The 12,011-nt window shown below is 61.9% G+C and carries 15 protein-coding genes; 8 read left to right on the top strand and 7 right to left on the bottom strand.

Annotated features, from left to right (window positions below):
* From BM062_RS20490 to BM062_RS20515, 6 genes are all read left to right on the top strand, one after another.
* Positions 1-768, top strand: coding sequence for an ABC transporter ATP-binding protein (locus BM062_RS20490; protein WP_092400285.1), 768 nt, complete (start codon positions 1-3; stop codon positions 766-768).
* A complete protein-coding gene (locus BM062_RS20495; RefSeq protein ID WP_092400287.1) occupies positions 765-1,469 on the top strand; it encodes an ABC transporter ATP-binding protein in 705 nt (234 codons plus the stop codon). The genes BM062_RS20490 and BM062_RS20495 overlap by 4 nt, the downstream gene beginning before the upstream one ends.
* Positions 1,470-1,509: 40 nt before the next feature.
* Positions 1,510-2,766: a Zn-dependent hydrolase gene (locus BM062_RS20500; RefSeq protein WP_371326617.1), complete on the top strand. Its 1,257-nt coding sequence runs from the start codon at positions 1,510-1,512 to the stop codon at positions 2,764-2,766.
* A gap of 17 nt (positions 2,767-2,783) precedes the next feature.
* Positions 2,784-4,304, top strand: a complete 1,521-nt coding sequence (locus BM062_RS20505) for a M81 family metallopeptidase (protein ID WP_092400351.1) — start codon at positions 2,784-2,786, stop codon at positions 4,302-4,304.
* The gene (locus BM062_RS20510) at positions 4,301-5,221 is read left to right on the top strand and encodes a DMT family transporter (protein ID WP_092400291.1); all 921 of its coding nucleotides are present in this window, start codon (positions 4,301-4,303) and stop codon (positions 5,219-5,221) included. Before BM062_RS20505 ends, BM062_RS20510 begins: the two co-directional genes overlap by 4 nt.
* Positions 5,222-5,468: 247 nt before the next feature.
* A complete protein-coding gene (locus tag BM062_RS20515) occupies positions 5,469-6,035 on the top strand; it encodes a hypothetical protein (RefSeq protein ID WP_092400293.1) in 567 nt (188 codons plus the stop codon).
* 6 nt (positions 6,036-6,041) lie between these two features.
* Here the strand turns inward: BM062_RS20515 and kynA are convergent, their stop codons facing one another.
* The 3 genes from kynA to kynB are packed head-to-tail and all read right to left on the bottom strand — an operon-like array spanning position 6,042 to position 8,750.
* Complete coding sequence (gene kynA, locus BM062_RS20520) at positions 6,042-6,884, bottom strand: tryptophan 2,3-dioxygenase (RefSeq protein WP_092400295.1); 843 nt, start codon at positions 6,882-6,884, stop codon at positions 6,042-6,044.
* A 17-nt stretch (positions 6,885-6,901) separates the two neighbouring features.
* A complete protein-coding gene (gene kynU / locus BM062_RS20525; protein WP_092400297.1) occupies positions 6,902-8,158 on the bottom strand; it encodes a kynureninase in 1,257 nt (418 codons plus the stop codon).
* Positions 8,159-8,168: 10 nt separating this feature from the next.
* A complete protein-coding gene (gene kynB / locus BM062_RS20530) occupies positions 8,169-8,750 on the bottom strand; it encodes an arylformamidase (protein ID WP_371326616.1) in 582 nt (193 codons plus the stop codon).
* A 225-nt stretch (positions 8,751-8,975) separates the two neighbouring features.
* Between kynB and BM062_RS20535 the strand changes: the two genes are divergently transcribed.
* Both BM062_RS20535 and BM062_RS20540 read left to right on the top strand, forming a co-directional pair.
* On the top strand, positions 8,976-9,452 hold the full coding sequence (locus tag BM062_RS20535; protein ID WP_092400301.1) for an Lrp/AsnC family transcriptional regulator: 477 nt from the start codon (positions 8,976-8,978) through the stop codon (positions 9,450-9,452).
* Between the two features lie 47 nt (positions 9,453-9,499).
* Positions 9,500-9,727, top strand: coding sequence for a hypothetical protein (locus BM062_RS20540; RefSeq protein ID WP_092400303.1), 228 nt, complete (start codon positions 9,500-9,502; stop codon positions 9,725-9,727).
* Positions 9,728-9,771: 44 nt separating this feature from the next.
* Here BM062_RS20540 and BM062_RS20545 read toward each other — a convergent pair whose 3' ends face one another.
* From BM062_RS20545 to BM062_RS20560, 4 genes are all read right to left on the bottom strand, one after another.
* Positions 9,772-10,182: a VOC family protein gene (locus tag BM062_RS20545; protein WP_092400305.1), complete on the bottom strand. Its 411-nt coding sequence runs from the start codon at positions 10,180-10,182 to the stop codon at positions 9,772-9,774.
* 81 nt (positions 10,183-10,263) lie between these two features.
* Positions 10,264-10,788, bottom strand: a complete 525-nt coding sequence (locus BM062_RS20550) for an SRPBCC family protein (protein WP_092400306.1) — start codon at positions 10,786-10,788, stop codon at positions 10,264-10,266.
* 37 nt (positions 10,789-10,825) lie between these two features.
* Positions 10,826-11,251, bottom strand: a complete 426-nt coding sequence (locus tag BM062_RS20555) for a YciI family protein (RefSeq protein WP_092400307.1) — start codon at positions 11,249-11,251, stop codon at positions 10,826-10,828.
* Between the two features lie 444 nt (positions 11,252-11,695).
* On the bottom strand, positions 11,696-11,998 hold the full coding sequence (locus tag BM062_RS20560) for a hypothetical protein (RefSeq protein WP_092400309.1): 303 nt from the start codon (positions 11,996-11,998) through the stop codon (positions 11,696-11,698).
* Positions 11,999-12,011 lie beyond the last annotated feature (13 nt).

Below are 12,011 nucleotides of genomic sequence, written 5' to 3' on the forward strand. Positions count from 1 at the left end.
ATGGCAGTTCCTATCCTCAAGGCGGTGAAGGTCACCAAACGCTATGGAAAATTCACCGCGGTCAACGGCGTGACGCTGGACATCATGCCAGGTACCGTGCATTCGGTGATCGGCCCCAACGGCGCCGGCAAGACCACGCTGTTCCATACGCTGACCGGCAGCACGCCGATCAGCGAAGGCAGCATCCTGGTGGAAGGCGAGGAAGTCTCGCACCTGCCCGGCTACAAGCGCGTGCGCAAGGGCCTGGCGCGCTCGTTCCAGGTGACCAGCCTGTTTCCCAACCTGAGCGTGCGCGAAAACCTGCGGCTGGCAGCGCAGGGAACCCGGCCGACGCAAGCATTCAATCCCTGGCGGCGCGCGGAATCGATGACCGCCGCTTGCGAACTCGCCGACAGCCTGTTGGCGCAGCTGAACCTGCACGGCGTGGCTGAGCGCATTACGGGCGAACTGTCGCACGGCCAGCAGCGCCGGCTAGAAGTCGGCATGGCGATGGCGGGGCGTCCCAAGGTAATTTTCCTGGATGAACCGACATCCGGCATGGGCATCGATGATATCGCTGAAATGAAGCGCCTGATCCACGGCCTGCGCGACAGCTACACCGTGCTGCTGATCGAACACAACATGGATATCGTGATGGACATTTCAGACAGCATCACGGTGATGCAGCAGGGCCAGGTCCTGGCCGAGGGCAAGCCCGATGTTATCCGCAGCGACGAGCGCGTGCGCCGTGCCTACCTCGGCAGCATGATTACCGGAGGCCGCGCATGATACTCAGCGTCGAACAGATCCATAGCTACTACGGCAAAAGCCACATCCTGCAGGGCGTATCGCTCAACGTCGCGGAAGGCGAGGTGGTGACGCTGCTGGGCCGTAACGGCGCCGGCAAGACCACCACGCTCAAGAGCATCGTCGGCGTGCTGCGGCCGGCGCTGGGCAAGGTGCTGTTCCAGGGCGATAACCTGGCTGGCCTGGCGTCCTACAAGATCGCGGCGCGCGGCGTCTGCCTGGTGCCCGAGCACCGCGGCATTTTCAAGCTGCTGACAGTGGAAGAAAACCTGACCATGGCGGCGCGGCGCGAATCGGCCTGGCAGCTGCAAGACATCTACAGGATTTTCCCGCGCCTGAAAGAACGGCGGAAGAACGGCGGCGGCCAGCTGTCGGGTGGCGAACAGCAGATGCTGGCGATCGGACGGGCCCTGATGACCCATCCCAAGGTGCTGATGCTGGACGAGCCGGTGGAAGGGCTGGCGCCGGTGATTGTCGATGAAATCGTGGCGCAGCTGAAACAGATCAAGGCCACCGGCATGTCGATCATCCTGGTCGAACAGAACCTGGAAGTCTGCACTCAGCTGGCGGACCGCCATTACATCCTGGAGCAGGGCAGCATGGTGTACAGCGCCAGCAATGCCGGTTTCCTGGCGGACGACAATGCCAAGGATCGTTACCTGGGCGTCAACCTGGCGGCGTGACGGCGCCGGCATTATTGCAATTTCTGGAGCAAGCATGGACATGGAAACAGTTTCGGCAATCGACAACCTGCGCATAGACGGCGACCGCTTGTGGAAATCGCTGATGGAACTCGGCGCCATCGGCGCTACAAAAAAGGGCGGCGTATGCCGCCTGGCCTTGACCGACCTCGACAAGCAGGGACGCGACCTGGTCAGCGCCTGGGCCAGAAGCGAAGGCATGAGCGTTACGGTGGACCAGATCGGCAACATCTTCATGCGCCGGCCCGGCCGCAACAACGCGCTGCCGCCGGTGGTCACCGGTTCGCACATCGACACCCAGCCGACCGGCGGCAAGTTCGACGGCAACTACGGCGTGCTGGCCGGCATGGAAGTGGTGCGCACCCTGAACCAGCACCAGATAGAAACCGAAGCGCCAATTGAGGTGGCGGTCTGGACCAACGAAGAAGGCTCCCGTTTCGTGCCGGTGATGATGGGGTCAGGCGTATTTTGCGGCGCCTTTACCCTGGAGCATGCTTATGCGGCGACCGATACCGACGGCAAGAACGTCAAGGATGAACTGCAGCGCATCGGTTATATCGGCGCGCAGCGGAGCGGCGACCATCCGATAGGCGCGTATTACGAAGCGCATATCGAACAGGGACCGGTGCTGGAAAACGCCGATACCGTCATCGGCGTGGTGCCTGCGGTGCTGGGCCTGGCCTGGTACGACTGCACCGTCACCGGCTTCGAATCCCACGCAGGGCCGACACCGATGGAAATCCGCAAGGATGCGCTGCAGGTGTCAACCTACATCATGCAGGAAGTGGTGGCGATCGCCAGACGCTATCCGCCATATGGCCGCGGCACGGTGGGTGCGGTGCAGGTGTTGCCGAACAGCCGCAACGTGATTCCCGGCCAGGTCAAGTTTTCCATCGATTTGCGTAACGTCAGCGACGCGCTGCTGGATAGCATGAACGCCGACCTCGATGCCTATATCGTTAAAACCCGGGCCGCAACCGGCCTTGCCATAGAACTGCAGCGCGTCTCTTATTTTCCGCCTTGTCCATTCCACCCGGAGTGCGTGTCGCAGGTGCGTGAAGCGGCCGCCATGCTCGGCTACGCCACCATGGATGTGGTTTCCGGCGCCGGCCACGACGCCATCTACGCAGCGCGCGTGGCGCCGGCCGGCATGATCTTCGTGCCGTGCAAGGACGGCGTCAGCCACAACGAAATCGAAGACGCCAAGCCGGAACACCTGGAAGCCGGCGCCAATGTGCTGCTGCATGCGATGCTGGCCAGCGCCGTCGTCGTCAAATGAATCCAGAGGATAAGGACATGCCCTTGAAAATCGTCGTCGCGCGGCTGAACCACGAGACCAATACGTTCTCTCCGATTCCGACGCCGCTGGAAGCATTCGCTCCGCAATGGGGCGCGTCCGCCTTCCTTGACCAGCAGGGTGCGCGCACGGCCATGGGCGGATTCCTGGATGTGGCGGCAGCGTTGGGGGCGGATATCGTCACGCCGCTGGCGGCGATGGCCAGCCCCAGCGCCGCCGTGACCGCGGACGCCTACACCTTGATGAGCGATGCCATCGTGCGCGCGGTGGAAGATGGCTGCGACGCCATCATGCTGGACCTGCACGGCGCCATGGTGGCTGAAAACGCGGAAGACGGCGAAGGCGTGCTGCTGGAAAGAATCCGCAAGATCGCACCGCGGACGCCGCTCTGCGTAGCGCTGGACCTGCACGGCAACGTTACCGGGAAAATGGTGGCGAATGCCGACATCATGGTCAGTTTCAAGACTTATCCGCATATCGACATGTACGAGACCGGCGCGCACGCCGGCCGCCTGCTGGCTGAGATGCTGCAAGGACAATGCCGGCCGCTGCTGGGCTGGCGCCAGCTGCCCCTGCTGGCGGCGACGCTGGCCAGCAACACTTCCCGCAGCGCGATGCAGCGCGCGGTGCAGGCGGCAAAAGCTGCCGAAACCGAGGCTGGCGTGCTGGCGGTGTCGGTGCTGGCCGGTTTTCCGCTGTCCGATTTCCGCGATGCCGGGATGTCGGTGGTGGTGGTGGCCGATAACGATGCAGCGCTGGCCGACCGCGTTGCCGCACGTATTGCGGGCAGCATATGGGATGAGCGCGCCGATTTCGTCTACGACAGCAAGCCCCTGGTGCAGTCGCTGGCAAATGCTCGGGAAATGGCAGCGGCAGCGGGGCAGGGGCCGGTACTGCTGCTGGACCACAGCGACAACGTCATGTCGGGCGGCACCTGCAACACCATGGATGTGCTGGAAGCGGTCCTGGCGGCGGGGATGTCGGATATCGGCGTGGGGCCGGTCAGCGATCCGGAGGCAGTGGCGGAACTGATGGCGGTCGGCGTCGGCGGCCGCGCCACAATCAGGCTCGGCAACAAGGTGGCGCTGCTGGCGCAAGGCATAGAAAAAACGCCGCTGACACTGAGCGGCACGGTGCTGGCGATCAGCGACGGCCGGTTCCAGGTAACCGGCCCGATCTATACCGGCTCGGCCATGCAGATGGGGAAAAGCGTGCTGTTCGATACCGGAGCGGCGCAGATCGTGGTGACTGAAGAGCGGGTGGAGCCCTACGATCTCGGCGTGTTCACCAGCCTGGGCCTGGATCCGGCCGGCAAAACCTACCTGATCCTGAAATCGCGCATGTATTGCCGTCCAGTGTTCGTGCCGATCAGCAAGGGCCTGGAAGAATGCGACTCCGACAGCGGCGGCCCGACCAGCTCCAATTTCAAGCTATTCCCGATCCGCAATGTACGCCGGCCGGTCTATCCGCTGGACCTCGACACCAGCTGGCAGGCAGGAAAATTATCCATGCCGGCATGAAGAACGCCTGGTCGGCCAGCGCCAAAGCCAAGGCCCTGCTGGTGTTGCTGGGCGTGGTCTGGGGCTTGAATTGGCCGGCGGTGAAGGTGTCGCTGGGAGCCGTTTCGCCGTGGACCTTGCGCACGGTCGGGCTGGGCGTCGCCGCCGCTACCTTGTTTGCGCTGGCCCTGGCCGGAGGCCGCGGCTGGCGCGCCTTGCATATCCCAGCCGGCCGCGATCGCCTGCATGTCCTGCTGACAGCTTTGCTCAATATCGCCGCATTCAACATCCTGCTGACCTTTGCCCAGCTCGGGGCAGCGACTTCGCGCGTCGCCATCATCACTTATTCCATGCCGCTGTGGGCGACGCTGATGGCTTGCGTAGTGCTGCGCGAGCGGCTCGACACCATGCGCTGCGCCGGCCTGGCGCTGGGTGCTGCGGGCCTGGCGGTGCTGATCGCACCGCTGGCTGCCGGTGGTTTGCCGTCCGGTATCCAGTATGCGCTGGCTGCCGCCCTGACCTGGGCAGCGGGCACCGTTTACATGAAATGGGCCAGGATCGCGGCGCCGCCGCTGGCGATCGCTGCCTGGCAATTGCTGATCGGCGCCCTGGCGGCGCTGGCCGGCTTGCTGTGGTTCGAAGGCATGCCGCACCCGGGGCCTTTGCGTGCGGCCGTGCTGTGCGCGCTCGGGTATCACATTTTTTTCGGCATGGCGCTAGGCTACATCCTGTGGTTCCGCATCATCGCCCAGTTGCCGGCCGGCACTGCGGCGCTGGGCACGCTGCTGGTGCCGGTGGTCGGCGTGTCCGGTGCGGTGCTGCTATTGGGAGAACATCCCAGCCATGCCGACATGCTCGGTTTCGCCTTGATTTTCGGCGCAGCGCTTTGCGTGCTGCTGCCTGGCCGCAGCCCCGCTTCGCTGCTGCCTGAAGCATAAACTTGCCGGATTCGCCGCGCAGCCGCTACACTCCGAATAGCGAAATCATCGTATTTGAAAACGCGGCGCTACTCTGACCCCACATGACGGATTCGGAGAGAGACGGAACCCATTACATGGTTTTTTTTAACGGCGAGGCATGTACTCCGTGGCCCGTTTAGCTGCGCGTGTTAAGCGCGACGAAAAAACCGGCTTGCGGTTTTGGCGTGTTTTACGAAATTCTCAATAAGCAGATGAGGTAAGCGAGATGGAAGATACAACAGCCGATGCCGGACTAAGCGCGGTCGGCATGCTGGGCAATGGCGCGCCGGCCAGCCAGGTGCTGGAGGCGGTGGCGATGCGCAAGCACGGCGATCCGGCCTGGGAGCCTTTTCATTACGAGAAGGTGTCCGAAACCGAATACGAAGTCAGCGGCGGCGCGCCGGCCGTGGTCGGCGGCGTCAAGAAGTGGCCGGGGCCGCATAGCAGCGTGCTGGTGACGCTGGATGAAATCGCCGAGGAACAGCAAATCCGATTTCCCGCGGAAGTTGCGCAGGAACCGGCGGCCATAGCCCGTCAGCCTGTGCCGGATCAGGCGCAGAGCAGCCCGGCGGCAAGTTTCCTGACGGTGGTGCTGCAGTTGCCTCAGGACGAACAGGGCCGAAAACGCATCTGCAATGCGCTGAGCCTGGATGCCGATTTTTTTGGCGGAAGAGTGACGGCAACCTCGCTGGCCGATGAGATCGCGGTCAACCAGCTGCTGGAACTGCGCTGCGATCCAGCCGACGTGCAAGACGTGCGGACGCGGGTGGCCAAGCGCAATCCAGGGAACTGACCGGCTTCAGAGAGAAGTCCGCAGCGAAAACAGTTCCGGGAACAGCACCACGTCCAGCATCATCTTCAGGTAGCTGGCGCCTTCGGTGCCGCCAGTGCCTTTCTTGAAGCCGATGATGCGTTCGACGGTGGTCAGGTGGCGGAAGCGCCAGTAGCGGAACGAGGTTTCCAGGTCTACCAGCTTCTCGGCCAATTCGTATAACTCCCAATGCGTATCCGGCGCCTTGTACACCGTCAGCCAGGCTGCTTCCACCGACTTGTCGGCGACGGTGGGATTGCTCCAGTCCAGGCTCAGGCGAGCCTGTTCCACCGGCAAGCCGGCGCGCGCCATCAGCATCACCGCTTCGTCGTAGATCGACGGCTGCTGCAAGGCGTCCTGCAGCCGCGCATACGATTCCGGCGAATGCTGGTGCACCTGCAACAACGCGGCGTTCTTGTTCCCCAGCAGGAATTCGATCTCGCGGTACTGGAACGACTGGAAACCTGACGACTGGCCAAGGTAAGGGCGGATCGCGGTGTATTCCGGCGGCGTCATGGTCGCCAGCACGTCCCAGGCGTGCACCAGCTGGTCCATGATGCGCGCCACCCTTGCCATCATCTTGAACGCCGGCGACAAGTCGTTGCTGCGCATCTGCGCGCGCACTGCGTGCAGCTCGTGCAGCATCAGCTTCATCCACAGTTCGCTGGTCTGGTGCTGGATGATGAACAGCATTTCATTGTGGTTGGGCGAGCGCGGCTGCTGCGCCGACAGGATCTGGTCCAGCGCCAGGTAATCGCCGTAGCTCATGGTTTCGCCGAATTCCATCTTGGCGCCATGCCACGATTCGCCGGGCTTGTAAGGACATTCCATTGCGTGACTCCCGGTAATTAAGTGACAGCTTCCTGCTGTGCATCGATCTCATAATCCTTGTCGGCCAGGATCCGGCGCAAGGTGCTGACTGCGTCCCAGACATCGGTGAATTGCGTGTACAGCGGCGTGAAGCCGAAGCGCATCACGTGCGGTTCGCGGTAATCGCCGATGACGCCGCGCGCGATCAGTTCGCGCATGACGGCATAGCCGTGGGCGTGGGCGAAACTGACGTGGCTGCCGCGCTGTTCATGCTGGCGCGGAGTGACCAGCGTCAGGCCGAGGCCGGCGCAGCGGCTTTCGACCAGCGCGATGAACAGGTCGGTCAGCGCCAGCGATTTGCGGCGCAAGGCTTGCATGTCGGTCTGGGCGAAAATGTCGAGGCCGCATTCGACCAGCGCCAGCGACACCACCGGCTGGGTGCCGCACAGCGCGCGCCGTATGCCGTCGCCGGGCGCAAATGCCGGCTGCATGGTGAACGGCGCCTGGTGGCTCCACCAGCCGCTCAGGGGCTGCCGGAACTGCGCGTGGTGGCGCGGTGCGATCCAGGCGAAGGCCGGCGCGCCGGGGCCGCCGTTGAGGTATTTATAGGTGCAGCCGACGGCAAAATCGGCGTTCGCCGCATGCAGGTCGACCGGCACCGCGCCAGCCGAATGCGCCAGGTCCCACAGCACCAGTGCACCTTGCTCTTGTGCGGCCTTGGTGACGGCTTGCATGTCGTGCAGGTGGCCGCTGCGGTAGTTGACATGGGTCAGCATCAGGACCGCGGTTTCGGCGTTCACTGCCGTAGCGAGTTCTTGCGGCGTGTCGGCCAAGTGGATGCGGTAGCCGCGGTCGAGCCATTCGGTCAGTCCCTGCGCCATGTAGATATCGGTGGGGAAATTGCCGCGTTCGGTGACGATCACCTTGCGGCTGACGCCATCCGCCTTGCCGGCCTGGATCTGCAGGGCGCCGGCCAGCAGCTTGAACAGGTTGATGGAAGTGGAGTCGGTGATCACCACTTCATTCTCGCCGGCGCCGATCAGCGTCGCCAGCTTGTTGCCCAGCCGGTTCGGCAGGTCGAACCAGCCGGCTTTGTTCCAGCTGCGAATCAGGTCGTGTCCCCATTCCTGCTGGATCACCTGCTGTGCGCATTGCAGCGCTGCGTGCGGGCGCGCGCCCAGCGAATTGCCGTCCAGGTAGATCACGCCGGACGGCAGGTCGAACAAGGTCCGCAGCGGCGCCAGCGGATCATCGGCGTCCAGGGCCTGGCAAGCTGCGCGGCTACTGTTTGTCATGTGGTGTTCCTTAAGGTGAAAGAGGGCGCAGCACGGCCCGCACCGGACTGGCGTCCATGCCGGCCAGGCGCAAGGGCAGGGCAACCAGCTCGTAGTCGCCGGCGCCGATCGCATCGAGCACGATGCCTTCCAGTATCGCCATGCCGTGCTGCCTGACGGCATGGTGCGCCAGCATGGTCTTGGATTCCTGCGGATCGAGCGAGGGCGTATCGATGCCGACCAGGCGCACCCCGTGCTGGGCCAGCAGCGCGATGGTTTCCGGCGCTACCGCGGCAAACGCCGGATCCCAATGTGCTTGCGGCGCGCTGGCGTAGGTGCGCAACAGCACGCGCGGCGGAACGTCGGCCAGGGCGTGGGCAACGTGCTGCGGCGTGACCAGCGCAGCGCCTATGCAATGGATGACGCGGCACGGGCCGATATAGGCGTCGAGGGCGACCTGGTCGATAGCCAGGCCTTGCGGATCGTAATGGCTGGGCGCATCGCAGTGCGCGCCGGTATGGGTGGAAAGCGTGATGCGGCTGACATGCACCGGGCAGCCGTCGCCGATTTCCCAGGTGGCTTGCGCGCTGTATGCGGTGTCGCCCGGCCACACGGGGATCCGTGCGGACAGGGTGGGGCTGATGTCCCAGATGGGTTTTGATGTGGCGATGGCGTTCCCCGGTGCTGGATGCTAGTGAATTTACTAATGAACTGCTATGGTCCACTGGCAATTATTTTAGGCGAGCTTGAAGGAATTTTTATACGAAATTAATAGTCGTTTTCAATATTAATTAGAATAAAATGAAAGCTAATTGATTAATATTGAAAGATAATTTCAATGCAACTCGATACCATCGATTTGAACATCCTGACACTGCTGCAGCAGAATGGCCGGATCAGCAACCAGGACCTGGCGGAGCAGGTGTTCCTGTCGCCGTCGTCCTGCCTGCGCCGCGTCCGCATCCTGGAAGAGGCAGGCATCATCAGCCGTTACAGCGCGGTGCTGAGCCCGGAAAAACTGGGGCTGGAGCTGGATGTCTTCGTGCAGGTGACGATGCGGCGCGATGTCGAGAGCTGGCATGAAAACTTCATGCAGGCGCTGCAGGATTACCCGGAGGTGGTCGGCTCCTACATCATCACCGGCGACGCCAACTACCTGCTGCGGGTGAAGGCGCGCAACCTCAAGCACTATTCCGCTTTCGTGCTGGAGAAGTTATATAAAATACCGGGCGTGCAGGATATCCGCTCCAATATCGTGCTGCAGGCGATCAAGGAAACCTACGAACTGCCGCGCGAACTGCTGCGCGATGGCTGAGGCGCCGCGCACGGATAACGATTAACCCGATACATCAGATTGACACCATGGCAAAGACGATTGAAGAAGTTCTGGCAAGACAAAAAGAGGGCGCGCAATTCGTGCTGTCGGCGCCCTTGCTCGGGCTGGAGCTGGAAGATTTCGACACGGTCGCCAAAATCTGGGTGGCCCAAGGCGGGCCGGGATTCAAGGTGGCCGGCGTGCCGCACCGGAAATGCGTCGACGGCGAATTTTTCATAGACCGCGTGACCGTGGTCAAGCTGCCGCTGTCCTGAACCGGCGCACCGCGATGACGGTGCGCCTGCGTTGCAATCGCCGATCAGCCGTCTTTCTCGCAATTGACCATCCACGGCGTGCCGAACTGGTCTTCCAGCATGCCGAAACTGGCGGCCCAGAAGGTTTTTTCGTAAGGCATCTTGACCGTGCCGTTTTTTGCCAGCGCATTGAAGATGCGGGCGCCGTCCGCAATCGTGTCGACATTGATCGACAAGACCATGCCCTGCATTTTTTCGAAATATTCAGGCGGGCAATCCGAGCCCATCAAGACGCCGCCGTCCAGTTCCAGCCGGATGTGTGCGATCTTGTCTTGCCGGTCAGGCGGCGTCTGTTCTGCCATCGGTGTTTCTTTGTTGGTCAGCCTGAAGGCGATTTTCCCGCCCAGGACTTGCTGGTAGAACTTGAAGGCGGCGTCGCACTGGCCGTTGAAATTCAGGTAGGCGTTCAATAGCATGTCGATCTCCTCTATTCCTGCGATGGATAATGAAAACGGCGCCGCGCCTGTCTCTGCACGCGACGCCAGGGGTACCGTCGTTTATTTCTCGGTGACGGTCTTCAGGTTGGCAAGCCCGGCTTCGAAATCCTTGCCGATCATGCTGTCCATATTGAAAAACAAGCCCATCACCTTACTGACATAAGGTGCGGGTCCATACATGGCCCAGGTGACGTTGCTGCTGTCGCCCTGGGTGTCGACGCTGAATTCAGCGACGTTGCTGCTTTCAAACGGCTTGCTGAAATCGAGCTTGATGACGGTTTTCGACGGCGACGTTTGCTTGATCTCCATGCGTCCGGCGCCGGCCTTGTCGTTGCCGTTCCAGGCATACACCGCGCCCGGGCCGCTGGTGGCGCCGCTGAAAGTCCGTTGCATGGCTGGATCCAGTTTTTCATAAGGCGACCAGTTGCTCCAGTCGTGGAAGTTGTTGACTTGCGCCAGGATCTTTTCCGGCGGCGCCTTGATCGAGATCGTGCGCTGGACGCGGAATGTGTCGGGCCGGGTCGCCGCATAACCGAAGACGGCGGCTAGTGCGACGACGATAACGATGGCGATGGTCTTGATCATTGCTGGTCTCCTGGTGGCGTTGGCATGGCGCGGCAGCTCAGGCGCCGGAACTTTGGCGGCGCAGGCGTTCTTCGGTTTCCCTGAGTTCCGGCGTGAACTCGGCGCCGAAATCTTCCGCCTCGAATACCTGGCGCAGTTCGAGCTCGACGGCGCCGTCGCCATCCAGCGCAGGCCAGCGCTTGACCCATTCGATGGCTTCCTGTTTCGACTTGACCTGGATCATGGTAAAGCCCGCGATCAGTTCCTTGGTTTCGGCGAAGGGGCCGTCGAACACGGTCGGCTTGCCTCCCGCAAAGCTGATGCGGGCGCCCTTGGCGCTGGGCTGCAAGCCTTCGCCGGCCACCATCACGCCGGCATTCACCATTTCTTCGTTGTATTTAATCATGGCGGCCAGCAGTTCGGTGCTGGGCATGGTGCCGGCTTCCGTGTTCTTGTCCGCCTTGCGTATGATCATGAATCGCATCTTGATATCTCCGTTCGGTTTAAGGTTGGGGCCGGGCCGGCGGCTGGGGCCGATTAATTCCCGGATCTGCTAATTAGTCGAGCGGGAAACGGCGAGATCGACAGTTTGCAGATTTTTTTTGCATTATATTTGAAGGGGCGGTTTTACTTGTGGAAATCGCAATTTCTTTATTCGGCAGGCATGCGGCCGGGTTTGTTTGAGCGCAAACAGCCGATGCAGGTTCAGTGCAAACCGCGAATCGAGCATTCGTTCAAAAACGGAGTTTTGCGGCGCCACGATGTCGTGGCAGCCAGGCAGCATCAGGGGTTATTCCATCGACACTACCCGCACGCCAATGAGCACAGATGAAAAATCCATATAGATCAATCACATAGCTAAAACGCGCGGGAGTTATCAACAGGACTGTCCACAGTTTCTGTGGGTAACTTTGGCGGGAATGAAAATTCAGTCAATCACCACTGCCATGAAGACGGTAGACAGGCTGAGCAGGGTCAGGCCGAAGATGAAGGCGATGTCGGCGTATTGCTCCAGGCGCGTGCTGCTGCTGGAGCGCATCGAAGCATACGACAGCACGCCGCTGGTAAGGAACACCAGGCTGTTGAGCGCCAGCAGGTGGCTCAGCCACAGCGCCAGCCCGCTGAAGCGCGCCAGCTTGATGATCGACAGCGCGGTGATGCAGACGCCGATCATCGTGGCGGAAGAGGGCAGGATGTGCTGCGACAGGTTGTTGTTGGCCAGCTTGATCATCGTTTCACATCCT

The sequence above is a fragment of the Collimonas sp. OK412 genome (assembly GCF_900112135.1).
Taxonomy (GTDB): domain Bacteria; phylum Pseudomonadota; class Gammaproteobacteria; order Burkholderiales; family Burkholderiaceae_D; genus Collimonas; species Collimonas rhizosphaerae.

Bases quoted from the DNA above. Each gene is read 5' to 3' on its own strand.
- BM062_RS20535 (WP_092400301.1), top strand. From the start codon at position 8,976: ATGCAACTCGATACCATCGATTTGAACATCCTGACACTGCTGCAGCAG.
- BM062_RS20495 (WP_092400287.1), top strand. From the start codon at position 765: ATGATACTCAGCGTCGAACAGATCCATAGCTACTACGGCAAAAGCCAC.
- BM062_RS20555 (WP_092400307.1), bottom strand. From the start codon at position 11,251: ATGCGATTCATGATCATACGCAAGGCGGACAAGAACACGGAAGCCGGC.
- BM062_RS20505 (WP_092400351.1), top strand. From the start codon at position 2,784: ATGCCCTTGAAAATCGTCGTCGCGCGGCTGAACCACGAGACCAATACG.
- BM062_RS20510 (WP_092400291.1), top strand. From the start codon at position 4,301: ATGAAGAACGCCTGGTCGGCCAGCGCCAAAGCCAAGGCCCTGCTGGTG.
- BM062_RS20515 (WP_092400293.1), top strand. From the start codon at position 5,469: ATGGAAGATACAACAGCCGATGCCGGACTAAGCGCGGTCGGCATGCTG.
- BM062_RS20540 (WP_092400303.1), top strand. From the start codon at position 9,500: ATGGCAAAGACGATTGAAGAAGTTCTGGCAAGACAAAAAGAGGGCGCG.
- BM062_RS20500 (WP_371326617.1), top strand. From the start codon at position 1,510: ATGGAAACAGTTTCGGCAATCGACAACCTGCGCATAGACGGCGACCGC.
- kynA (WP_092400295.1), bottom strand. From the start codon at position 6,884: ATGGAATGTCCTTACAAGCCCGGCGAATCGTGGCATGGCGCCAAGATG.
- BM062_RS20560 (WP_092400309.1), bottom strand. From the start codon at position 11,998: ATGATCAAGCTGGCCAACAACAACCTGTCGCAGCACATCCTGCCCTCT.
- BM062_RS20490 (WP_092400285.1), top strand. From the start codon at position 1: ATGGCAGTTCCTATCCTCAAGGCGGTGAAGGTCACCAAACGCTATGGA.
- BM062_RS20545 (WP_092400305.1), bottom strand. From the start codon at position 10,182: ATGCTATTGAACGCCTACCTGAATTTCAACGGCCAGTGCGACGCCGCC.
- BM062_RS20550 (WP_092400306.1), bottom strand. From the start codon at position 10,788: ATGATCAAGACCATCGCCATCGTTATCGTCGTCGCACTAGCCGCCGTC.
- kynU (WP_092400297.1), bottom strand. From the start codon at position 8,158: ATGACAAACAGTAGCCGCGCAGCTTGCCAGGCCCTGGACGCCGATGAT.